The organism is Streptomyces sp. NPDC030222, assembly GCF_055573115.1.
Window position 1 is genome coordinate 71,351 of record NZ_JBVICA010000017.1, and the last position, 22,734, is coordinate 94,084.

A 22,734-nucleotide genomic window follows, 5' to 3' on the forward strand; every position below is an offset into this window, starting at 1 on the left:
CCGGGGCCGGCGCACCCCACGCCGCCTCCGGCACCGTGCACGGGCGCAGGCCCGTCATCCCCCAGGAGCGATCCCGGCTCGTTCGCCTACCGCGACGGCTCAGTCACGCTACGCTCACCAGAATTCCGGTCCGGACGGGCGTCTTCGCCCACGTCACAGCAGAACGGCTCGAAGCAACGCATGCCCCAGCACACCTCCGGGTCTGACCGCGCGGCAGTGCCCCCCGCTGCCCGTGGCCCGGTGCGGCCGCCCGCACCCTCGTCGCTCGACGAGCTGTGGCGGTCGTACAAGGCCACGGGTGACGAGCGGCTGCGGGAGCAGCTGATCCTGCACTACTCACCCCTGGTGAAGTACGTGGCGGGCCGCGTCAGCGTGGGGCTCCCGCCGAACGTGGAGCAGGCGGACTTCGTCTCCTCCGGCGTCTTCGGACTGATCGATGCCATCGAGAAGTTCGACATCGAGCGCGCCATCAAGTTCGAGACCTACGCCATCACCCGCATCCGCGGCGCGATGATCGACGAACTGCGCGCACTGGACTGGATCCCCCGTTCGGTGCGGCAGAAGGCGCGCGCCGTGGAACGCGCCTACGCCACGCTGGAGGCGCAGTTGCGGCGCACCCCGTCGGAGAGCGAGGTCGCCGCCGAGATGGGCATCGGGCTGGAGGAACTCCACTCCGTCTTCAGCCAGTTGTCCCTTGCGAACGTCGTCGCGCTGGAAGAGCTCCTGCACGTCGGCGGCGAGGGCGGTGACCTCAGCCTGATGGACACACTGGAGGACACCGCCGCCGACGACCCCGTCGAGGTCGCGGAGGACCGGGAGGTGCGCCGCCTCCTCGCGCGCGCCATCAACACCCTGCCCGAACGTGAGAAGACGGTCGTCACCCTCTATTACTACGAGGGACTCACCCTCGCCGAGATCGGCAACGTCCTCGGTGTCACCGAGAGCCGGGTCAGCCAGATCCACACCAAGTCCGTGCTCCAGCTCCGGGCCAAGCTCGCCGACGTCGGCCGCTGAGCCGATTCGGCGGCAACGCTGAATCGTCCCTGTCCGATCCGTAGAGTGGAGAGGTGCCAAGGATTCGAGCGGCCTCCGTGGCCGAGCACCGCACGATGCAGCGCGACGCCCTGCTGGACGCCGCCCGCACCCTGCTGTCCGAAGGCGGCACGGAGGCCCTGACCTTCCCCGCCCTCGCCGAGCGCACCGGACTCGCCCGGTCCTCCGTCTACGAGTACTTCCGGTCCCGCGCCGCTGTCGTCGAAGAGCTGTGCGCCGTGGACTTCCCGGTCTGGGCCGCCGAGGTCGAGGCCGCGATGGAGCAGGCCACCACCTCCGAGGCCAAGGTCGAGGCCTATGTGCGGACCCAGCTAGCGCTGGTGGGGGACCGCCGTCACCGGGCCGTCGTGGCCATCTCGGCCAGTGAGCTGGACGCCGGTGCGCGCGAGAAGATCCGCGCCGCGCACGGCGGTCTGGTCGCCATCATCGTGGCGGCGCTCGGCGACCTCGGACACGAGCAGCCGAGACTGGCCGCGATGCTGCTCCAGGGGATCGTCGACGCGGCCGTCCGGCGTATCGAGCTCGGCGCCGCCGAGGACCCGGAGGTGATCGCGGACGCCGCGGTCGCGATCGCCCTGCGGGGTCTGCGGGGCTGACGCCTCCGCGCCGCCGAGGCCCGCCCGGTCACCACGGCCGCTGCCAGGCCGGCCGTCCACAGCACCTCCGGCCACGTCGGCGCACCCCTCCCGGCAGCGGTCGACGCTATGGACGCCCCGGCGCCCCGCAGAGTGAAGGGCCCCGCCGCGCGGGCGGAGCCGGGCAGCGGTAAACCGTGCAGGGGCAGCAGCCGTGACGGACCCCTCCGCAGCATCGCGGGCGGTAGCAGCGTCAACGGATCGAGGTAGACGTCACCACGGCGCAGCCCCCAGTGCAGGCACCCGGGCGCACAGTGGAACGGTCCGCTTTCGAGCACGCCCACCAAAGAGCCCGCCGCGACCTCGTCGCCCTCGGCTGCCAGCGCCCGCACCGGCTCGTACGTCGTGCGCAGCGGCGGGTCGCCGGTGCCGGACAGCTCGATGGTGAGCACACCGCGCCCGGCCACCCGGCCCGCGAAGGCCACCCGTCCCGGCGCGGCGGCCAGCACCCCGTCGCCGGGGGCGGCGGCCAGGTCGACGCCGCGGTGACCCGGACCGTACGGGGACGCGGGAGGGGCCCAGCCCCGCACGACCGAAGGCCGTCCTTCCAGCGGCCAGCTGCGGTCCCCCGTACGGGGCGTCGCTCCTATGGGTGCTGTTGCTGTTGCTGTTGCCGCGGCCGTCGCCGTCCCGGCGGGTGCCCGCGCCGCGGCCGTCGCAGTCCTGGCGGCCCCCGCGAGAAGCACGGCGACAAGCACGGCGACGAGCACGGCGACCAGGCCGAGGACGGAAGCCGGGACGAGGACGGAGGCGGCGGGCAGGAGAACCGGCCGACGGTCCGGGGCGAGGGCCCGTGCGGGAGCAGGTGCGAGGACGGGGACGACGACCGGGGCGCGGACCGGGCCCGCGACGAGGGCGGAAGACGTACGACGCATGCCCCACACCGTCCCGCCGCCCCGCGCCGGCGTGTGGATCTTGGCCTGGATCTGTGGACTACTCGCCGGTTGTGGACAGCGCTGTCACCCGGCACCGTACGGGTCCCGTACACTTCATTTGGCGACCCGGGCCACCGGGTCGACTTCGCACGCCCCACCACTCCTTCGAAAACTCGAGAAGAGCGTGGCTGCGCCTCTCGGTCCTCCGCGGCACGGCGCATCGGGGCGTCAGGCGCGACCGCCGTCCGGCGGCCGCGACAACCGAGTATTCCGAGGAGTACGGCCATGGCCGTCGTCACGATGCGGGAGCTGCTGGAGAGCGGCGTCCACTTCGGTCACCAGACCCGCCGTTGGAACCCGAAGATGAAGCGCTTCATCTTCACGGAGCGCAACGGCATCTACATCATCGACCTGCTCCAGTCGCTGTCGTACATCGACCGCGCCTACGAGTTCGTCAAGGAGACCGTTGCGCACGGCGGCTCCATCATGTTCGTCGGCACCAAGAAGCAGGCCCAGGAGGCCATCGCCGAGCAGGCGACCCGCGTCGGCATGCCGTACGTCAACCAGCGCTGGCTGGGTGGCATGCTCACCAACTTCTCCACCGTCTACAAGCGCCTTCAGCGTCTGAAGGAGCTCGAGGCGATCGACTTCGAGGACGTGGCCGCCTCCGGCCTCACCAAGAAGGAGCTCCTGGTCCTCTCCCGTGAGAAGGCCAAGCTGGAGAAGACCCTCGGTGGTATCCGCGAGATGCAGAAGGTGCCCAGCGCCGTCTGGATCGTCGACACCAAGAAGGAGCACATCGCCGTCGGTGAGGCGCGCAAGCTCCACATCCCGGTCGTCGCGATCCTCGACACCAACTGCGACCCCGACGAGGTCGACTACAAGATCCCGGGCAACGACGACGCGATCCGCTCCGTCACCCTGCTCACCCGCGTCATCGCCGACGCCGTCGCCGAGGGCCTGATGGCCCGCTCCGGCGTGGCCGAGGCCGGCAAGGGCGACAAGGCCGCCGGCGAGCCGCTGGCCGAGTGGGAGCGCGACCTGCTCGAGGGCGACAAGAAGGCCGAGGAGGCCCCGGCCGCCGAGGTCCCGGCCGCCGAGGCTCCGGCCGCCGAGGCCGAGAAGCCGGCCGCGGACGCCGAGCAGGCCTGACCCGACCGGACCGGTAGTGGGACGGCGGGGGCCACAAGCCCCCGCCGTCCACCCGTAGATCTCCAGATCTTCGACTTCGAGAGAGATTCACAGAATCATGGCGAACTACACCGCCGCTGACGTCAAGAAGCTCCGCGAGCTCACCGGCGCCGGCATGATGGACTGCAAGAAGGCGCTGGACGAGGCCGAGGGCAACGTCGACAAGGCCGTCGAGCTGCTGCGCATCAAGGGCCAGAAGGGCGTCGCCAAGCGTGAGGGCCGCACCGCCGAGAACGGCGCCGTGGTCTCCCTCATCGCCGACGACAACACCTCCGGTGTCCTGCTGGAGCTGAAGTGCGAGACCGACTTCGTCGCCAAGGGCGAGAAGTTCGTCTCCGTGGCCGAGGCCCTCGCCGCCCACGTCGCCAAGACCTCCCCGGCCGACCTGGAGGCCCTGCTGGGCTCCGAGATCGAGGCCGGCAAGACCGTCCAGGCCTTCGTCGACGAGGCCAACGCGACCCTCGGCGAGAAGATCGTCCTCGACCGCTTCGCGCAGTTCTCCGGCGGCTACGTCGCCGCGTACATGCACCGCACCAGCCCGGACCTGCCCCCGCAGGTCGGCGTCCTGGTCGAGCTCGACAAGGAGAACGCCGAGGTCGCCAAGGACGTCGCGCAGCACATCGCCGCCTTCGCGCCGAAGTACCTCACCCGTGACGAGGTCCCGGCCGAGACCGTCGAGAACGAGCGCCGCGTCGCCGAGGCCACCTCGCGCGAGGAGGGCAAGCCCGAGGCCGCCCTGCCGAAGATCGTCGAGGGCCGGGTGAACGGCTTCTTCAAGGAGGTCGTCGTCCTGGAGCAGGCGTTCGCCAAGGACAACAAGAAGTCCGTCCAGAAGGTTCTGGACGAGGCCGGTGTCACGCTGAAGGGCTTCGCCCGCATCCGCGTCGGCGCCTGAGTCCGTACCGCGATCGACCCGGACCCGGATAGGGTCTGGAGCAGTCGGCCGCGCACCTTACGGACGACCGCAGATCTGACGAGGAGGCCATTGCCGCTCAGGGACACCTGAACCCACCGGCAATGGCCTCTTCGTATGTGTACGAGGAGATCTCCATGAACAAGGCCGACAAGAGCGACGACGGCAAGAAGGCCGGCCGCTTCCTGCTGAAGCTCTCCGGTGAGGCGTTCGCCGGTGGCGGCGGGCTCGGCGTCGACCCCGATGTGGTGCATGCCATCGCCCGGGAGATCGCCGCGGTGGTGCGTGACGGCGCCCAGCTTGCGATCGTCATCGGCGGCGGGAACTTCTTCCGCGGCGCCGAACTCCAGGTGCGCGGTATGGACCGCGCACGCTCCGACTACATGGGCATGCTGGGCACGGTCATGAACTGCCTCGCCCTGCAGGACTTCCTGGAGAAGGAAGGCATCGACTCCCGGGTCCAGACCGCCATCACCATGGGCCAGGTCGCCGAGCCCTACATCCCGCTGCGTGCCGTGCGGCACCTGGAGAAGGGCCGGGTCGTCATCTTCGGCGCCGGTATGGGCATGCCGTACTTCTCCACGGACACCACCGCGGCCCAGCGGGCGCTGGAGATCGACGCCGAGGCCCTGCTCATGGGCAAGAACGGAGTCGACGGGGTCTACGACTCGGACCCGAAGGCCAACCCGGACGCCGTGAAGTTCGACGCCCTCGAGTACGGCGAGGTGATCTCCCGCGACCTCAAGGTCGCCGACGCCACCGCCATCACTCTCTGCCGGGACAACAAGCTCCCCATCCTGGTCTTCGAGCTGCTTGCCGAGGGCAATATCGCTCGGGCCGTCAAGGGTGAGAAGATCGGCACGCTTGTGAGCGACCAGGGCACCCGGTCCTGACCCCGGGGACGCCCCTCGGACTCCGGGGGTGTCCCTCGAAGGATGGACAAAGCCCTGCCGGGCGTAAGACCGTGCAGGGGAAGACGCGACGCAAGGCCTGACACTCCGGGCCCCACTCAAGACACGCAGGAGCAAGTGGTGATCGAAGAAACTCTCCTCGAGGCCGAGGAGAAGATGGAGAAGGCCGTCGTGGTCGCCAAGGAGGACTTCGCCGCGATCCGCACCGGTCGTGCGCACCCGGCGATGTTCAACAAGATCGTGGCCGACTACTACGGTGCGATGACGCCGATCAACCAGCTGGCCTCGTTCGCGGTTCCCGAGCCGCGGATGGCCGTGATCACCCCGTTCGACACGAGCGCCCTGCGCAACATCGAGCAGGCGATCCGCGACTCGGACCTGGGCGTCAACCCCAGCAACGACGGCCGTATCATCCGGGTGGTCTTCCCCGAGCTCACCGAGGACCGTCGCCGCGAGTACATCAAGCTCGCCAAGAGCAAGGGCGAGGACGCCAAGGTCTCCATCCGTTCCGTGCGCCGCAAGGCCAAGGACGCCATCGACAAGCTCGTCAAGGACGGCGAGGTCGGCGAGGACGAGGGCCGCCGCGCGGAGAAGGAGCTCGACGACACCACCGCGAAGTACGTCGCGCAGGTCGACGAGCTGCTGAAGCACAAGGAAGCCGAGCTCCTCGAGGTCTGATGAACGACTCTTCGTGGGGGGCCCCGACGCCCGCCTACCGGTGGCCTCACGACCAGGGGCCTTCCACGGCGGGTCCCGCGTACGATGCGCAGCAGGCCCAGCAGACTGCGGCCATGCCCATCGTGCCGGACGCAGGCCGCGACGCCGACGACCACGATCACCGGGACCGGGGGGCAGCTCCACGGAGCGGCCCCCCGTTCCGCGACGAGAAGCCGCAGGAGCCCATGGCCAGCACCACGCCGCCGCAGAAGAAGCGGGCGGGCCGAGATCTGCGTGCTGCCATAGGGGTCGGCGTCGGACTCGGCGCGGTCATCGTCGCCTCGCTGTTCGTCTTCAAAGCCGTCTTCGTCGGCGTGATAGCGGTCGCCGTCGTCATGGGCCTGTGGGAGCTGACCTCCCGCCTCCAGGAACGCAAGGGCATCAAGGCGCCGCTGGTGCCGCTCGCCGTCGGCGGCGCCGCCATGGTCGTCGCCGGGTACGTCCGGGGAGTCGAGGGCGCCTGGGTCACCATGGCGCTCACCGCGCTCGCGGTGCTCGTCTGGCGGATGACGGAGCCGCCCGAGGGCTATCTGAAGGACGTCACGGCGGGTGTCTTCGCGGCGTTCTACGTGCCGTTCCTGGCCACGTTCGTCTCGCTGATGCTGACGGCCGGGGACGGCCCCGAGAGGGTGCTGACGTTCCTGGTGCTCACCGTGGTCAGCGACACCGGTGCGTACGCCGTCGGCTGGCGTTTCGGCAAGCACAAGCTGGCGCCACGCATCAGCCCCGGGAAGACCCGCGAGGGTCTGTTCGGCGCCGTCGCCTTCGCGATGGTCGCCGGTGCGCTGTGCATGCAGTTCCTCATCGACGGGGGCTCGTGGTGGCAGGGCCTGCTGCTGGGCCTCGCCGTGGCGGCCAGCGCCACCCTCGGGGACCTGGGCGAGTCGATGATCAAGCGGGACCTCGGGATCAAGGACATGGGCAGCCTGCTCCCCGGTCACGGCGGCATCATGGACCGGCTGGACAGCCTGCTGCCGACGGCACCGGTGGTGTGGCTGCTGCTCGTCCTGTTCGTCGGGGCAGGCTGACCGGGGCCGTCCTGATTGTCGGGGCCTGCCGTCCGAGGGCCTGTTCGTCGAGGCCTGTCGTCCGGGGCCGTCCCCGTCGTCCGGACCTGTCGTCCGGGGCCGTCCTGTTCGTCGGGACCTGTCGTCCGGGGCCGTCCCCGTCGTCCGGACCTGTCGTCCGGGGCCGTCCTGTTCGTCGGGGCCGGCCGACCGAGGCCGCCTCGTCGTCCGGACCTGCCGACCTAGGCACTCCTCGTCGTCGGAACCGGCTCGCCGAGGGGCCGGTTACTCTTGAAGGGCGCGCTGCTCATGAGCGGCGCGCCCTTTCGGCCCCGCGACCGCGGGGAGGATCCGGTGAGGTCTCCCGGCTTCGGCACCGCCCTGCCGTCGGCTCCGCAGGAGTGGAGACGCCCAGGCCTCGACGCACTGAGGAGTAACCACTCATGGCCCCCGCCCCGGGAGAACTGACCTTCGTCGCGCCGCGCGGAGCCAAGAAGCCGCCGCGGCACCTGGCCGATCTCTCGCCCGCCGAGCGCCGTGAGGCCGTCGCCGCGATCGGCGAGAAGCCGTTCCGTGCCAAGCAGCTGTCCCAGCACTACTTCGCGCGGTACGCCCACGACCCGGCCGAGTGGACCGACATCCCGGCCGCCGCCCGGGAGCGGCTCGCGGGGGAGCTGCTGCCCGACCTGATGTCCGTGGTGCGGCACATCTCCTGTGACAACGACACCACCCGCAAGACCCTGTGGCGCCTCTTCGACGGCACCCTCGTGGAGTCCGTGCTGATGCGCTACCCGGACCGGGTCACCATGTGCATCTCCTCGCAGGCCGGCTGCGGTATGAACTGCCCGTTCTGCGCCACCGGCCAGGCGGGCCTGGACCGGAACCTCTCCACCGCCGAGATCGTGCACCAGATCGTCGACGGGATGCGCGCCCTGCGCGACGGGGAGATCCCGGGCGGCCCCGCGCGGCTGTCCAACATCGTCTTCATGGGCATGGGCGAGCCCCTGGCCAACTACAACCGGGTCGTCGGCGCCATCCGCCGGCTCACCGACCCGGAGCCCGACGGGCTCGGCCTGTCCCAGCGCGGCATCACCGTCTCCACGGTCGGTCTGGTGCCCGCAATGCTGCGGTTCGCCGACGAGGGCTTCAAGTGCCGTCTCGCCGTGTCGCTGCACGCGCCGGACGACGAGCTGCGCGACACGCTCGTGCCGGTCAACACCCGCTGGAAGGTGCGCGAGGTGCTGGACGCGGCGTGGGAGTACGCCGAGAAGTCCGGCCGTCGCATCTCCATCGAGTACGCCCTGATCCGTGACATCAACGACCAGGCCTGGCGCGGCGACCTGCTGGGCCGGCTGCTCAAGGGCAAGCGGGTGCACGTCAACCTGATCCCGCTCAACCCCACACCCGGTTCGAAGTGGACCGCGAGCCGTCCGGAGGACGAGAAGGCGTTCGTCGAGGCGATCGCCGCCCACGGGGTGCCGGTCACGGTCCGGGACACCCGGGGCCAGGAGATCGACGGGGCGTGCGGGCAGCTCGCGGCGGCTGAGCGCTGAGCGGGGCCCGCCGGCGGGGCTGATACTGTGCCCCGTGCCTGTGCCTTCGCACAAATGAACAACGAACATTCCGACAGGGGAGCGCACACAGCGCTGAGAGTGCGGCGAGGCCGCAGACCCTCGGACCTGATCCGGGTCATACCGGCGTAGGGAGTCAGCACCATCATGAACAGCCAGCTTCGGCGTGCCGTCGGCACCGCACTCGCCGGTGCCCTCGGCGTCACTCTCCTCACCGCCTGCGGCGAGGAGAAGCCCTCCGGCTCCGGGGAGTTGCCCGGCGGGGGAACGAAGTCGAAGACCGTGACCCTGGTCAGCCACGACTCGTTCAACGCCTCCGACGGCGTGCTGAAGGAGTTCACCAAGCAGACCGGCTACACGGTCAAGGTCCTGAAGAGCGGCGACGCCGGTGCCGCCCTCAACCAGGAGATCCTCACCAAGGGCTCCCCGCGCGGCGACGTCTTCTTCGGCGTCGACAACACGCTGCTCTCACGGGCCCTCGACAACGGCCTCTTCACCCCGTACGAGGCCAAGGGACTCGACCAGGTCGCCGCCGACGTCCAGCTCGACAAGGACGAGCACCGGGTCACCCCCGTCGACTCCGGCGACATCTGCGTCAACTACGACAAGAAGTACTTCGCCGACAAGAAGCTCGCGCCGCCGCAGTCCTTCGACGACCTGATCAAGCCCGAGTACAAGGACCTGCTGGTCACCGAGAACGCCGCGACGTCCTCGCCCGGCCTCGGCTTCCTGCTCGGCACCGTCGCGAAGTACGGCGACTCGGGCTGGCAGGACTACTGGACGAAGCTCAGGGCCAACGGCGTGAAGGTCGTCGACGGCTGGGAGCAGGCCTACAACGAGGAGTTCTCCGGTTCGGCCGGAGGCAAGAAGGCCAAGGCCGACCGTCCGCTCGTGGTCTCCTACGCCTCCAGCCCGCCCGTAGAGGTCCTCTACTCCGAGCCGCAGCCCGCAGAGGCGCCCACCGGGGTCTCCACCGGCACCTGCTTCCGCCAGATCGAGTTCGCCGGCCTGCTCAAGGGTGCGAAGAACGAGGCGGGCGGCAAGGCTCTGCTGGACTTCCTCATCGGCAGGAAGTTCCAGGAGGACATGCCGCTGAACATGTTCGTCAACCCGGTCGTGAAGAGCGCCGCGCTGCCCGAACTGTTCACCAAGCACGGCGTGACGATCGCGAAGCCGGAGACCGTGGCCCCCGAGCAGATCGCGAAGAACCGTGAGCAGTGGGTCAAGACGTGGTCCTCGCTCGTGGTGAAGTGACCAAGGCGGCACCCCCGGCCGGCGGCGGCGCCCTGGGCAGACTCGGCCTGATGGCCCTGCCCGTCGCGTTCTTCGCGGTCTTCTTCGCCTGGCCCGTGGCCGCCATCGTCGGCCGCGGGCTCAGGACGGACGGCGGATGGCAGTTCGGCCGGTTCGGCGAGGTGCTGTCCGATCCGGGTCTCCGGGACGTCCTGTGGTTCACCACCTGGCAGGCCCTCGCCTCCACCGCGCTCACCCTCGCGCTTGCCCTGCCCGCGGCATGGGTCTTCGCCCGCCTCGACTTCCCCGGCAAGCATGTGCTGCGGGCCGTCGTCACCGTCCCGTTCGTGCTGCCCACGGTCGTCGTCGGCGCCGCCTTCCTCGGTGTCGCCGGCCGGGGCGGACTGCTCGACGAACTGTGGGGCGTACGGCTCGACACCACCGTCTGGGCCATCCTCCTGGCCCACGCCTTCTTCAACTACGCCGTCGTCGTCCGGACCGTCGGCGGCCTGTGGTCGCAGCTCGACCCGCGGCAGGAGGAAGCCGCGCGGATGCTCGGCGCCGGACGGTTCACCGCATGGCGGCGGGTCACCCTGCCCGCGCTCGCGCCCTCCGTCGCCGCCGCGGCCGTCATGGTCTTCCTCTTCACGTTCACCTCCTTCGGCGTCGTGCAGATCCTCGGCGGACCCGCCTTCGCCACGCTGGAGGTGGAGATCTACCGGCAGACCGCCCACCTCTTCGATCTACGGACTGCCGCCGTGCTCACCATGGTGCAGTTCGCGGCCGTCGGTGTGATCCTCCTCGTGCACGGCTGGACCGTACGGCGCAGGGAGACCGCGCTGCGCCTGGTGGACCCGGCGCTCACCGCACGGCGGCCGCGCGGCGCGGGCCAGTGGGCGCTGCTCGCCGGAGTGCTCACCACCGTGACGGTGCTGATCCTGGTACCGCTCGGGGTGCTCGTCGAACGCTCCCTGGCCACACCGGACGGCTACGGCTTCGCCTACTACCGGGCCCTCCAGTCGCCGGACACCGACGGCACCTTCCTGGTCCCGCCCCTCGAAACGGTCTGGAACTCGCTCCAGTACGCCCTCGCCGCGACGGCCGTCGCCGTCACCGTCGGCGGGCTCGCGGCCGCGGCGCTCACCCGCCGGGCGGGGCGGCTGGTGCGCGGCTTCGACGCCCTGCTGATGCTGCCGCTGGGGGTCTCCGCCGTCACCGTCGGCTTCGGTTTCCTCATCACCCTCGACGAACCACCGCTCGATCTGCGCACCTCGTGGATCCTGGTGCCGCTCGCCCAGGCACTGGTGGGCGTGCCCTTCGTCATCCGCACCATGCTGCCCGTGCTGCGCGCGGTCGACGACCGGCTGCGCGAGGCCGCGGCCGTGCTCGGCGCTTCACCGCTGCGCGCCTGGCGCGAGGTCGATCTGCCGATGGTGCGCCGGGCGCTGCTGATCGCGGCCGGATTCGCGTTCGCCGTCTCCCTCGGCGAGTTCGGGGCGACCGTCTTCATCGCCCGGCCCGACAATCCGACGCTACCCGTGGCCGTGGCCCGGCTGCTGGGACGGCCAGGCGAACTCAACTACGGGCAGGCGATGGCCCTCAGCACGATTCTGATGGCGGTGTGCGCGGTGGCGCTGCTCCTGCTGGAACGCGTCCGCACGGACAGGACGGGGGAGTTCTGATGAGCCTGCTGCGACTGGACGCGGTGACCGTACGGTTCGGGACGCGGACCGCTCTGGACGCGGTCGGGCTCGATGTGGCCGAGCACGAGATCGTCTGCGTCCTCGGGCCCAGCGGCTCCGGCAAGTCGACCCTGCTGCGGGCCGTGGCGGGACTCCAGCCGGTCGACTCCGGCCGGGTGCTGCTCGACGGCGTCGACCGGACCCGAGTACCCGCGCACAAGCGGGGCGTCGGACTGATGTTCCAGGACCACCAGCTGTTCCCGCAGCGGGACGTCGGTGCCAATGTCGCCTTCGGCCTGCGGATGCGCGGTCTGCCCCGGGCCGAACGGGACGCCCGGGTCGCCGAGCTGCTCGACCTCGTCGGGCTGTCGGACGCCGGACGCCGGGCCGTCGGCGAGCTGTCCGGCGGTGAGCAGCAACGGGTCGCGCTGGCCCGTGCGCTGGCCCCCAGCCCGCGGCTGCTGATGCTGGACGAACCGCTCGGCCAGCTCGACCGCACGCTCAGGGAACGGCTCGTCGTCGAACTGCGCGGTCTGTTCGGGCGACTGGGCACCACCGTCCTCGCCGTCACCCACGACCAGGGCGAGGCCTTCGCCCTGGCCGACCGCGTCGTGGTGATGCGGGACGGCCGGATCGAGCAGGCCGGCAGCCCGCTGGAGGTGTGGCAGCGGCCGGCATCCGCATTCGTGGCCCGGTTCCTCGGTTTCGAGAACGTGGTCGAGGCGACCGTCGCCGGGGAGGCCGCGGACACACCGTGGGGCAAGGTCCCCGTACCCGGTGGCGCTCCCCAGGGCCCCTGCCGCCTCCTCGTACGGCCCGGGGGCATCCGGTTCGTCCCCGTGGCGGAGGGCCTGAACTGCACGGTGGAGTCCCGGACGTTCCGCGGCGCGCACGTCGCGGTGCGGCTGCGCCCGGACGAGGGCGGCCCGCGGATCGAGGCGGAGTGCGCGCTGCGGGACGCTCCGGAGCGCGGAGCCGGAGTGGGCGTCGTGTTCGCTCCGGCCGAAGTGGTGGTCCTGCCGGGCTGAGCGTCCCGGCCGCGGTCAGGGCCGCCCGGCTCCCACCAGTTCGCGGGGGGACTCCTGTGCCCCGGCGGGGGCGTCCGGTTCGCCGAACCAGGCGACGGCCACCGCGCCCGCCACCGCCAGGAGGAAGCCGACGACCGCCGCCCAGGCGAAGCCGGGGCGGGAGGCGTCGCCGAGCCAGACCACGCCGATCATGCCCGGGAGCACGGTTTCGCCGACGACCAGTGCGGCAGTCGCGCCGTTCACCGAGCCGATCTGGAGCGCGATGGTGTGGAGGTACATGCCGCCGATACCGGAGACGAGGATCGCGTAGAGCGCGGGGTCGGTCAGCAGCGCTCCGAGGTCGAACGGGTCGATGCCGTTCAGTACGCGGACCCCGACGCCCAGGGCGCCGAAGCCGAGGCCGGACAGCAGACCGGCGAGGATCGCGGCGCTCGCGCCGAGGAGCCGTACGGCCACCGTTCCGCCGACCATCAGCAGCAGCGACACGGCGAGCAGCCACCAGTGGGTGGAGATCGGGGTGTCACCGCTGCCCTCCGGGCCGGCCGCGGTCGCCAGCAGCACCAGGGAGGAGCACACCACGGCGATGGAGGTCCACTCCTTGCCGTTCAGGCGGATGCCGAGCAGCTTGACGCTCAGCAGGGCCGTGATCACGAGATTGGCGCTGATGACGGTCTGGGACAGGAACAGCGGCAGCAGCCGCGCGGCGAGCGCGCCGAGTCCGAAGCCCACGAAGTCCAGGATCGTGCCGACGATGAACTCCCAGGTCATCGCGGCTTTCGCGGTCGAGGAGAGGCTGGGTCCGCCGTGCTGGGTGGTGCCGGTCGTCGAGGACGCCGCCGCCTCGCGCCGGGCGGACTTGCGGGACCCGACGGCTTGCAGGACCGAGCCCGTGCCGTAGCAGATCGATGCCGCTATTGCGGTGATGAGACCGATGAGCACCAAGAGCTCCGTTCAGGCGTGGTTCGGATGCTTGCTCCGAATGCCAGACGCGAGTTCCGGCGCTGACGTTGCCTCCCGACCCGTCCGGGATTCGTCCCGGATCCGTCCCAAGGGCGTTGCCGGCCGCCTGTCCTGGCTGTGGCTCAGGCGGCCGCGCCCGTGGGCGAGCGGCGCCGAGTGCGGCCGGGACGGCCTCCGCGGCCGGGTGCGCTCACGACAGCGGCACCGCGGCCAGCTGCGCGACGATCAGCGTGAGTGGGGCGAAGACCACCAGCACCGCGGCGGCCCGGAGGGTGGCCGCGGTGCGCAGCAGTCTCACCGGGGCTCCGTGCCGGATGAGGATCGTGCGGGTGGCGGCGTGTGCCTGCCGGGATTCGATGACCGTGGTGAGGACCGTGGCGAGGGCGCAGCCGAGGACGACGGTGGCGCCCAGTGCGGAGAGGGGACCGTAGGGGCGGGCGGCTGTTCCCCCGTGTGCGGCGGAGACGGCGACGGCGGCCGCGGCGACCGCGCAGAGGAGACCGAGGGGCGGTCCGATGCGCCGGGCCTCGGCCTGGAGGGTGCGGCCGGCCAGCAGGCGTACCGCTCCCGGGCGGACCGACTGCAGGAGTCTGCCGCACAGATGAGTGAGGCCGGGGCCGACGAGGGCCAGGCCGACGGCGGCCGGGACCCAGGCGGCGAGCATGCCCCAGGGCAGCCGCATGCCGTGACCGTCGACGGACGGCAGATGGCCGACCGCGGCCTCCATCGCCAGCCCGGCCGCGATCAGGGCCATACCCCAGGGGAGACCCGCCGGAGGGGTGAGGAGACGGGCGGGACCGGTTCGGTCGGGGCGCGGCCGGAGCGCCAGGGCGCTGGCCACGGCCCCGAGGGCGGGCGGCAAGCCGGCCAGGGTCAGTGCCGCGGGCACCGGCAGGGGCCGCCCGGCCCCCAGGAACTCCGCGGCGGCACGGTCGAAGGGCAGCCCGGTGATGTCGCCGCGCAGATGGAGGAAGAGCAGCAGGGCCGACGTGCTGCCGACGGCACAGGAGAGCGCGGTGCTCACGGCGGCGAACAGCGACTGCCTGACCGGCCCCAGCCCCATCGCCGCGACCACGGGCAGCCCCGCCCCGGGCCGGGCGCCGGGGTCGGTGCGGGCGACCGCGACCGCGAGGTGCACCGTGGCCGCGAGCGGCACCATGCACCAGAGCAGCCGCAGCAGCGAGCCCGTGGTGGCGTCCGCGTGCGCGAGGGCGTGTCCGAGGGCGCACAGCAGGAGGAACGCCGTGCCGGCCGAGGCCGCGGCGACCAGGAGCCGGCGGAACAGCACCAGCGGGTGGGCGCCGCGGGCTAGACGGAGAGCGAGCACGCGACGGTCCGGCCTTCGGTGTCGGAGGTGTGTCCGGTGGCGACCAGCCTGCCGTCCAGCAGGGTGACGGAACGGTCGGCGAGGGTGGCGACCTCGTCGTCGTGGGTGGCCAGGAGCACGGTCATGCGGTGGGAGCGTGCGGCCGTGGTGAGGGTGCGCAGCGCGAGGGTCCGGTCGAAGGTGTGCAGGCACGCGGTGGGTTCGTCGGCGAACAGCACGGACGGCTCGGTGACGAGGGCGCGGGCGAGGGCGACCCGCTGCCGCTGGGCGTGGAGCAGGTCGTGCGGCCGTTTCCGGGCGTCGGCGCCGATGTCGAGGCGCTCCAGCCATTCGAGGGCGACGGTGCGGGCGGCGCGGTGGGAGGCGCCGCGCAGCAACAGCGGCAGTGCGGCGTTCTCCCAGGCGGTGAGCTCCGGTACGAGGCCGGGGTCGGCGTCGATCCAGCCGAACCGGTCGAGCCGCAGCCGTTCGCGGGCCGGCGGCCCCATGGTGTGGACGGGGGTGCTGTTGAACCACACCTCGCCCTCTTCGGGGAGCAGCTGGCCGGAGAGGCAGCGCAGCAGGGTCGTCTTGCCGGCGCCACGGGGGCCGCGGACGGCGAGGATCTCACCTTCCTGGACGGCCAGGGAGACGCCGGCGAGTGCGGGTGACCCGTTGTGGGAGTAGTGCAGGGAGCGCGCCCAGAGCACGTCGTTGTCCGGCGGGGCAACCATGCGAGCACCTCGGTTCAGATCGGATTCCGTCCCCCGTCCGGGGGAACGAGATCGCGGCCGATGAGTCACTGGCACGGTAGGGACCGGGATGCGGCGGGTGCGGAAAGCACGCGGCCCGGGTGCGTCCGTTCTCACTCGAACGGACGCACCCGGGCCTGTCGTCCGGGACCGCAGGCCGCACCGCACGGCCGCCGGAGGACGACGGGGTGGGAGCGGGTGCGGCACGGGTGCCGCGCGGGGATCAGAGCTTGGTCCAGGCCTCCGCCAGCACCGACCGCAGGATCTGCTCGATCTCGTCGAACGTCGACTGGTCGGAGATCAGCGGCGGGGCCAGCTGCACGACCGGGTCGCCGCGGTCGTCGGCACGGCAGTACAGTCCGGCGTCGAACAGCGCCTTGGAGAGGAAGCCGTACAGGACGCGCTCGGTCTCCTCCTCGTTGAACGACTCCTTGGTGTTCTTGTCCTTGACCAGCTCGATGCCGTAGAAGAAGCCGTTGCCGCGGACGTCGCCGACGATCGGCAGGTCGTGCAGCTTCTGCAGCGTCGACAGGAAGTTGCCCTCGTTGTCGAGCACGTGCTGGTTGATCTTCTCGCGCTCGAAGAGGTCGAGGTTGGCGAGGCCGACGGCCGCGGAGACCGGGTGGCCGCCGAAGGTGTAGCCGTGCAGGAAGGTGTTGTCACCCTTGTAGAACGGCTCGGCCAGGCGGTCGGAGACGATGCACGCGCCGATGGGGGAGTAGCCCGAGGTCATGCCCTTGGCGCAGGTGATCATGTCCGGCACGTAGCCGAACTTGTCGCAGGCGAACACCGTGCCGAGGCGGCCGAAGGCACAGATGACCTCGTCGGAGACGAGCAGCACGTCGTACTGGTCGCAGATCTCGCGGACCCGCTGGAAGTACCCGGGCGGCGGCGGGAAGCAGCCGCCGGCGTTCTGCACCGGCTCCAGGAAGACCGCGGCGACGGTGTCGGCGCCCTCGAAGAGGATCTGCTGCTCGATCTGGTCGGCGGCCCAGCGGCCGAAGGCCTCCGGGTCGTCGCCGTGGATCGGCGCGCGGTAGATGTTGGTGTTGGGCACCTTGTGCGCGCCTGGGACCAGCGGCTCGAAGGGCGCCTTCAGGCCCGGCAGGCCGGTGATGGACAGGGCGCCCTGCGGGGTGCCGTGGTAGGCGACCGCACGGGAGATGACCTTGTACTTGGTCGGCTTGCCCTTGAGCTTGAAGTACTGCTTGGCGAGCTTCCAGGCGGTCTCGACGGCCTCGCCGCCGCCGGTGGTGAAGAAGACCTTGTTGAGGTCGCCCGGGGCGTGCTGGGCGAGCCGCTCGGCGAGCTCGACGGCCTTCGGGTGCGCGTACGACCACACCGGGAAGAACGCCAGTTCCTCGGCCTGCTTGGCGGCGACCTCGGCGAGTTCCCTGCGGCCGTGGCCCGCCTGGACCACGAACAGGCCGGCGAGGCCGTCGAGGTAGCGCTTGCCCTTGTCGTCGTAGATGTAGGTGCCTTCACCGCGCACGATGGTGGGGACGGGGGCGTTCTCGTACGACGACATGCGGGTGAAGTGCATCCACAGGTGGTCGTAGGCGGTCTTGGAGAGGTCCTTGCTCACGGCTATCGGGTTCCCCACATGTAGGTCTGCTTCTTGAGCTTGAGGTAGACGAAGCTCTCGGTGGAGCGCACACCGGGGAGGGTGCGGATGCGCCGGTTGATCACTTCCAGCAGGTGGTCGTCGTCCTCGCAGACGATCTCCACCAGCAGGTCGAAGGAGCCCGCGGTCAGCACCACGTACTCCACTTCCGACATGGCGGTCAGCGCGTCCGCCACGGGGTCGAGGTCGCCCTCGACGTTGATGCCGACCATCGCCTGGCGCCGCAGGCCCACGGTGAGCGGGTCCGTGACGGCGACGATCTGCATCACGCCCTGGTCGAGCAGCTTCTGGACGCGTTGCCGTACGGCCGCCTCGGACAGGCCGACGGCCTTGCCGATCGCGGCGTACGGGCGGCGCCCGTCCTCCTGGAGCTGTTCGATGATGGCGAGGGAGACGGCGTCGATCATCGGGGACGAGCCGGTCCCGGGCCTGGAATCTGCGCTTCGACTGACCACAGCCTCACTGTGCACCGAACCTGTCGTTCTTGCAAGCCCGAATCGATGAAATCCGTTGTGATTGGCTCCCCACATCACTGAATCCGAAGATGCGGCCTGTCAGGCCTGTCGAAATAGTGGCCCGTCGCATTAGGGTGGATGCCTCCCCCAAAGGACATCTGAACAGGAGGGGTGGCAACGTGACCACCGAACTGCGTCGTCTGCGCAACTACATCGACGGAGAGTTCCGGGACGCCGCCGACGGTCGGACCATCGAGGTGGTCAATCCGGCCACCGGAGAGGTCTACGCGACCTCGCCGCTCTCCGGGCAGGCCGACGTCGACGCCGCGATGGACGCGGCCGCGCGGGCCTTCCCGGGCTGGCGCGACACCACGCCCTCGGAGCGCCAGAAGGTACTCCTGAAGATCGCCGACGCCATCGAGGAGCGGGCCGAGGAGCTCATCGCGGCCGAGGTCGAGAACACCGGCAAGCCGGTGGCCCTCACCCGGTCGGAGGAGATCCCTCCGATGGTCGACCAGATCCGGTTCTTCGCCGGCGCCGCCCGCCTCCTGGAGGGCCGCTCGGCCGGCGAGTACATGGAGGGCATGACCTCCATGATCCGCCGTGAGCCGATCGGCGTCTGCGCGCAGGTCGCGCCGTGGAACTACCCGATGATGATGGCCGTGTGGAAGTTCGCCCCGGCGCTCGCCGCGGGCAACACCGTGGTGCTCAAGCCCTCCGACACCACCCCGGCGTCCACGGTCCTGCTGGCCGAGATCATCGGCGCGCTGGTGCCCAAGGGTGTCTTCAACGTCATCTGCGGCGACCGCGAGACCGGCCGCGCGATGGTCGAGCACTCCGTCCCCGCCATGGCCGCGATCACCGGCTCCGTCCGGGCCGGCATGCAGGTCGCCGAGTCCGCCTCCAAGGACGTCAAGCGCGTCCACCTGGAGCTGGGCGGCAAGGCTCCCGTCGTGGTCTTCGAGGACGCCGACATCGCCAAGGCCGTCGAGGACATCTCGGTCGCCGGCTACTTCAACGCCGGCCAGGACTGCACGGCCGCGACCCGCGTCCTGGTCCACGAGTCCGTCCACGACGAGTTCGTCGCCGCCCTGGCCAAGGCCGCCGCCGATACCAAGACCGGCCAGCCGGACGACGAGGACGTGCTCTTCGGCCCCCTGAACAACGCCAACCAGCTGAAGCAGGTCTCCGGCTTCATCGACCGCCTCCCCGCCCACGCCAAGGTCGAGGCGGGCGGCCAGCGGGTCGGCGACAAGGGCTACTTCTACGCCCCGACCGTCGTCTCCGGCCTGAAGCAGGACGACGAGATCGTCCAGCACGAGGTCTTCGGCCCGGTCATCACCGTCCAGTCCTTCTCCGACGAGGACCAGGCCGTCGAGTACGCGAACGGCGTCGAGTACGCCCTCGCCTCCTCGGTGTGGACCAAGGACCATGCGCGCGCCATGCGGATGTCCAAGAAGCTGGACTTCGGCTGCGTCTGGATCAACACGCACATCCCGCTGGTCGCCGAGATGCCGCACGGCGGCTTCAAGAAGTCCGGCTACGGCAAGGACCTCTCCGCGTACGGCTTCGAGGACTACACGCGCATCAAGCACGTGATGACCTCGCTCGACGGCTGACGCACGGCCACACCCGCGGGGCGGGCAGTGGACACAATGTCCATTGCCCGCCCCGCGGCGCGTCGCCGAAGCTGTGGACCATGGCTGACACGGTGGTCCCCCGCCGCACGGCGCACGTCTCCCGGCGCACCGCGCTGCGCGGTCTCGGTGCGGCAGGAGTCCTCGCCGCACTGACCGGATGCGGCATACCCGCCGCCTATGTGGAGCCGGGCGACCGGGCGCGGCGCGACGTGAGCGGACGCGAGAAGAGCCTCGCGTTCGCCAACTGGCCGCTCTACATCGACACCGACGACGAGGACGCCACCCGGCGGCCCACCCTCGACGCGTTCACCGAACGCACCGGGATCTCCGTCCGGTACGCCGAGGAGATCAACGACAACGACGAGTTCTTCGGCAAGATCGGCCCGGCCCTGATGAACCACCAGGAGACCGGCCGTGACCTGGTGGTCGTCAGCGACTGGATGGCCGCCCGGCTCGTACGCCTGGGCTGGGTCCAGGAGATGGACCGCGACCGCCGGCCGAACGTCGACAAGCACCTCGATCCCCAACTGCGCTCGCCCGCCTTCGACGAGGGCCGCCGCCACACCGTGCCATGGCAGTCGGGCATCACCGGCATCGCGTACAACCGCAAGGCCCTCGGCCGGGAGATCCGCCACACGGGCGATCTGTGGGCCGACGACCTGCGCGGGAAGGTCACCCTGCTGTCCGGGCTCGACGAGTCCTTCGCGCTGCTGATGCAGGGCGACGGCGTGGACGTCACCCGCTGGACCGCCGACGACTTCCACCGTATGTGCGACCGGGTCGAACGGCTGGTGCACCGCGGCCACATCCGCCGTTTCACCGGCAACGACTACATCAAGGATCTCTCCTCGGGCGATGTGCTCGCCTGTCAGGCGTACTCCGGTGACGTGGTCCAACTGCAGGCCGACGACCCCGACATCGAGTTCGTCGTGCCCGAGGAAGGCGCCGAACTGGGTGCGGACCGGTCTCGACCGGGCCGATGCCGACCACCCCTTCCTGCTCTACGGCACCGACTGGCTCGCCTTCGCCCACCTCGTCATCGCGGTCGCCTTCTACGGCCCCTACCGCGACCCGGTGCGCAACATCTGGGTGATCGAGTTCGGCGTGATCGCCTGTGCCGGGATCATCCCGCTGGCCCTGATCTGCGGGCCGATCCGCGGAATTCCCTTCTGGTGGTCGGTCATCGACATGTCGTTCGGTGTCTTCGGGGTGATCCCGCTGCTGATCGTGCGGCGCAGGATCAAGCGGCTGGAGGCGCTCACCGGACCGTGGCCTGGTGTGACTGGTGCGACCGGTGCGGCCGGTGTGGCCAGGGCGGAGGCCGGGGCTGCGCGGCCCGGCGACGCTGCCGGGGCCGTGGCGGCTCACGGATCCGTCGACGGCTGACAGCTCGTCAGGGGTCGGACGGCGGCGTGGTGACACCCGCAGGCCATCGGCGCCCCGCCTCTCAACCCCTCGCAGTCCGGGGCGAGTCGGCGAGGACGGAGCGGAGGGCGTCGATGCGGTTGGTGGTGATCGCGTCCACCTCGTGGGCGACCAGACGGCGCATGGTCCACCGGGTGTCCGCCGTCCAGGCGGAGACGAGCATCCCGTCGCCGTGGATACGGTCCGTCAGTTCCCGGCTCAGCAGCCCGAAGCGGTAGTTGAGCCAGCGGGGGCGCAGTGCGTCGAGGAGGACCGGGCGGGGCGGGGCGAGCGTCGTCCAGGTGAGGGCGATCTCCGCGGACGGGTCGACGGCCCGTACGGCGAGCATGGTGGTCGCTCCGCCGCAGTAGTACACGTGCTCGCCCGCACCTGCCTCGTGGACCACGCCGACCACGGCGTCCACTGCCGACGGGGGAAGGTCGATCATGACCCGGTGCGGGCCTGTCTGCCACAGCGTCTCGGCCAGCGTGGGCACGCCCCCGCCGGTCAGCTCGCGCACCTCCCGCAGGCTGAGGTGGGCGAGCGTCCGGTCGTGCCGCCACAGCCGCTCCAGCGTCTCGTCGTGCAGCAGCACGGGAACGCCGTCCCGGGTGAGCCGTACGTCGACCTCCACGGCGTCGGCGCCCCTGGCGAGCGCCGAACGCAGTGAGGGGAGGGTGTTCTCCCGGAAACGGTAGGGGTCGCCGCGGTGCGCCACGGCGGCCACCGGCCGCTCCGCTGCTACCGGGCGAGCCACTGCGCGGTGTACTCGTCGATCTCGGTGATCAGCGCCGCCTTGCCGACCCGGTCGAGGAAGGACGTCTCCACCGCGTTCTTGGCGAGCCGGGCCGTGCCCTGCTCGTCCAGGCCCAGCAGCCGGGCCGCGACCGCGTACTCGTTGTTGAGGTCCGTGCCGAACATCGGCGGGTCGTCGCTGTTGACCGTGACCAGCACCCCGGCGGCCACCATCTCCTTGATCGGGTGCTCGTCGAGGTCGGTGACGGCGCGGGTCGCGATGTTGGACGTGGGGCACACCTCCAGCGCGATGCGGTGCTCCGCGAGGTGGGCGAGCAGGGCCGGGTCCTGGGGAGCGCTGGTGCCGTGCCCGATACGCTCGGCGCGCAGTTCGGTGAGCGCGTCCCAGATCGTCTGCGGGCCGGTCGTCTCGCCCGCGTGCGGCACGCTGTGCAGACCGGCGGCGAGGGCCCGGTCGAAGTAGGGCTTGAACTGCGGGCGGGGCACGCCGATCTCGGGGCCGCCCAGACCGAATGACACCAGGCCCTCGGGGCGCAGGTCCACGGCCAGCCGGGCCGTTTCCTCGGCCGCCTCCATGCCCGCCTCGCCGGGGATGTCGAAGCACCAGCGCAGGATGACGCCGAGTTCCCGCTCGGCGGCCTGGCGTGCGTCCTCGATGGCCTCCATGAAGGCCTTCTCGTCGATGCCCCGGCGGGTCGAGCTGTACGGGGTGATGGTCAGCTCCGCGTACCGGATGTTCTGGCGGGCCATGTCCCGGGCGACCTCGAAGGTCAGCAGCCGCACGTCCTCCGGGGTGCGGATCAGATCCACCACGGACAGGTAGACCTCGATGAAGTGCGCGAAGTCCGTGAACGTGAAGTAGTCGGCGAGTGCCTCGGGGTCGGTCGGCACCTTGGAGTCGGGGTGGCGGGCCGCCAGCTCGGAGACGATCCGCGGCGAGGCGGAGCCCACGTGGTGCACGTGCAGCTCGGCCTTGGGAAGGCCCGCGATGAAGGGGTGCAAGTCGGTCATCGGTTCCTCC

At 70.8% G+C, this 22,734-nt stretch carries 19 protein-coding genes, 3 pseudogenes and 1 riboswitch; of the genes and pseudogenes, 14 read left to right on the plus strand and 8 right to left on the minus strand.

The features are described from left to right. The first annotated feature begins 180 nt into the window (after positions 1-180). Positions 181-1,014, plus strand: a complete 834-nt coding sequence (gene whiG, locus ACZ4Z5_RS23430; protein ID WP_468265792.1) for an RNA polymerase sigma factor WhiG — start codon at positions 181-183, stop codon at positions 1,012-1,014. A 77-nt stretch (positions 1,015-1,091) separates the two neighbouring features. Further along, complete coding sequence (locus ACZ4Z5_RS23435) at positions 1,092-1,649, plus strand: TetR/AcrR family transcriptional regulator (protein WP_468265941.1); 558 nt, start codon at positions 1,092-1,094, stop codon at positions 1,647-1,649. Between the two features lie 296 nt (positions 1,650-1,945). On the opposite strand, the pseudogene ACZ4Z5_RS23440 reads toward ACZ4Z5_RS23435, so the two are convergent. Next, positions 1,946-2,563, minus strand: a pseudogene (locus ACZ4Z5_RS23440) (peptidoglycan DD-metalloendopeptidase family protein); the annotation flags it as partial. Between the two features lie 285 nt (positions 2,564-2,848). Here ACZ4Z5_RS23440 and rpsB point away from each other — a divergent pair. From rpsB to ACZ4Z5_RS23485, 9 genes are all read left to right on the plus strand, one after another. Further along, positions 2,849-3,715 carry a 30S ribosomal protein S2 gene (gene rpsB, locus ACZ4Z5_RS23445; protein ID WP_468265794.1) on the plus strand — a complete coding sequence of 289 codons (867 nt, stop codon included), beginning with the start codon at positions 2,849-2,851 and terminating at the stop codon, positions 3,713-3,715. 97 nt (positions 3,716-3,812) lie between these two features. Next, on the plus strand, positions 3,813-4,649 hold the full coding sequence (gene tsf / locus ACZ4Z5_RS23450; protein ID WP_468265796.1) for a translation elongation factor Ts: 837 nt from the start codon (positions 3,813-3,815) through the stop codon (positions 4,647-4,649). A gap of 149 nt (positions 4,650-4,798) precedes the next feature. Then, positions 4,799-5,560 (plus strand): UMP kinase, encoded by a 762-nt coding sequence (gene pyrH, locus ACZ4Z5_RS23455; RefSeq protein ID WP_468265943.1) that lies wholly within the window; start codon positions 4,799-4,801, stop codon positions 5,558-5,560. A gap of 138 nt (positions 5,561-5,698) precedes the next feature. Then, complete coding sequence (frr, locus tag ACZ4Z5_RS23460) at positions 5,699-6,256, plus strand: ribosome recycling factor (protein WP_468265798.1); 558 nt, start codon at positions 5,699-5,701, stop codon at positions 6,254-6,256. Beyond that, a complete protein-coding gene (locus ACZ4Z5_RS23465) occupies positions 6,256-7,323 on the plus strand; it encodes a phosphatidate cytidylyltransferase (protein WP_468265800.1) in 1,068 nt (355 codons plus the stop codon). Before frr ends, ACZ4Z5_RS23465 begins: the two co-directional genes overlap by 1 nt. A 422-nt stretch (positions 7,324-7,745) precedes the next feature. Then, positions 7,746-8,855, plus strand: coding sequence for a dual-specificity RNA methyltransferase RlmN (gene rlmN, locus ACZ4Z5_RS23470; protein WP_468265802.1), 1,110 nt, complete (start codon positions 7,746-7,748; stop codon positions 8,853-8,855). A 65-nt stretch (positions 8,856-8,920) separates the two neighbouring features. Beyond that, a riboswitch (TPP riboswitch) is annotated at positions 8,921-9,025 on the plus strand. Beyond that, a complete protein-coding gene (locus ACZ4Z5_RS23475) occupies positions 9,021-10,127 on the plus strand; it encodes a thiamine ABC transporter substrate-binding protein (protein WP_468265803.1) in 1,107 nt (368 codons plus the stop codon). Its footprint overlaps the riboswitch before it by 5 nt. Positions 10,128-10,177: 50 nt before the next feature. Next, positions 10,178-11,788: an ABC transporter permease gene (locus tag ACZ4Z5_RS23480; RefSeq protein ID WP_468265945.1), complete on the plus strand. Its 1,611-nt coding sequence runs from the start codon at positions 10,178-10,180 to the stop codon at positions 11,786-11,788. After that, complete coding sequence (locus tag ACZ4Z5_RS23485; RefSeq protein WP_468265805.1) at positions 11,788-12,816, plus strand: ABC transporter ATP-binding protein; 1,029 nt, start codon at positions 11,788-11,790, stop codon at positions 12,814-12,816. Before ACZ4Z5_RS23480 ends, ACZ4Z5_RS23485 begins: the two co-directional genes overlap by 1 nt. Positions 12,817-12,831: 15 nt before the next feature. Here the strand turns inward: ACZ4Z5_RS23485 and ACZ4Z5_RS23490 are convergent, their stop codons facing one another. From ACZ4Z5_RS23490 to ACZ4Z5_RS23510, 5 genes are all read right to left on the minus strand, one after another. Further along, entirely contained in the window at positions 12,832-13,755 is a 924-nt protein-coding gene (locus ACZ4Z5_RS23490; protein ID WP_468265807.1) for a DMT family protein, read from the minus strand. A 211-nt stretch (positions 13,756-13,966) separates the two neighbouring features. Further along, positions 13,967-15,103, minus strand: coding sequence for a hypothetical protein (locus tag ACZ4Z5_RS23495; protein ID WP_468265809.1), 1,137 nt, complete (start codon positions 15,101-15,103; stop codon positions 13,967-13,969). Further along, complete coding sequence (locus ACZ4Z5_RS23500; protein ID WP_468265811.1) at positions 15,085-15,816, minus strand: ABC transporter ATP-binding protein; 732 nt, start codon at positions 15,814-15,816, stop codon at positions 15,085-15,087. The genes ACZ4Z5_RS23495 and ACZ4Z5_RS23500 overlap by 19 nt, the downstream gene beginning before the upstream one ends. A gap of 241 nt (positions 15,817-16,057) precedes the next feature. Beyond that, positions 16,058-17,437 carry an aspartate aminotransferase family protein gene (locus ACZ4Z5_RS23505; RefSeq protein ID WP_468265813.1) on the minus strand — a complete coding sequence of 460 codons (1,380 nt, stop codon included), beginning with the start codon at positions 17,435-17,437 and terminating at the stop codon, positions 16,058-16,060. Then, positions 17,422-17,913 carry an Lrp/AsnC family transcriptional regulator gene (locus tag ACZ4Z5_RS23510; protein WP_468265815.1) on the minus strand — a complete coding sequence of 164 codons (492 nt, stop codon included), beginning with the start codon at positions 17,911-17,913 and terminating at the stop codon, positions 17,422-17,424. Before ACZ4Z5_RS23510 ends, ACZ4Z5_RS23505 begins: the two co-directional genes overlap by 16 nt. A 179-nt stretch (positions 17,914-18,092) precedes the next feature. Between ACZ4Z5_RS23510 and ACZ4Z5_RS23515 the strand changes: the two genes are divergently transcribed. From ACZ4Z5_RS23515 to ACZ4Z5_RS23525, 3 genes and pseudogenes are all read left to right on the plus strand, one after another. Beyond that, entirely contained in the window at positions 18,093-19,532 is a 1,440-nt protein-coding gene (locus ACZ4Z5_RS23515; protein WP_468265817.1) for a gamma-aminobutyraldehyde dehydrogenase, read from the plus strand. An 80-nt stretch (positions 19,533-19,612) separates the two neighbouring features. Then, positions 19,613-20,515 (plus strand): annotated as a pseudogene (locus ACZ4Z5_RS23520) (extracellular solute-binding protein); the annotation flags it as partial. Further along, a pseudogene (locus ACZ4Z5_RS23525) lies at positions 20,508-20,939 on the plus strand (hypothetical protein); the annotation flags it as partial. The pseudogenes ACZ4Z5_RS23520 and ACZ4Z5_RS23525, both read left to right, overlap by 8 nt. Positions 20,940-21,000: 61 nt before the next feature. Here the strand turns inward: ACZ4Z5_RS23525 and ACZ4Z5_RS23530 are convergent. Together ACZ4Z5_RS23530 and ACZ4Z5_RS23535 are read right to left on the minus strand one after the other, a co-directional pair. Further along, positions 21,001-21,684, minus strand: coding sequence for a glycerophosphodiester phosphodiesterase (locus ACZ4Z5_RS23530; RefSeq protein WP_468265819.1), 684 nt, complete (start codon positions 21,682-21,684; stop codon positions 21,001-21,003). Positions 21,685-21,698: 14 nt separating this feature from the next. Continuing rightward, positions 21,699-22,724: an adenosine deaminase gene (locus tag ACZ4Z5_RS23535; protein WP_468265821.1), complete on the minus strand. Its 1,026-nt coding sequence runs from the start codon at positions 22,722-22,724 to the stop codon at positions 21,699-21,701. Positions 22,725-22,734 lie beyond the last annotated feature (10 nt).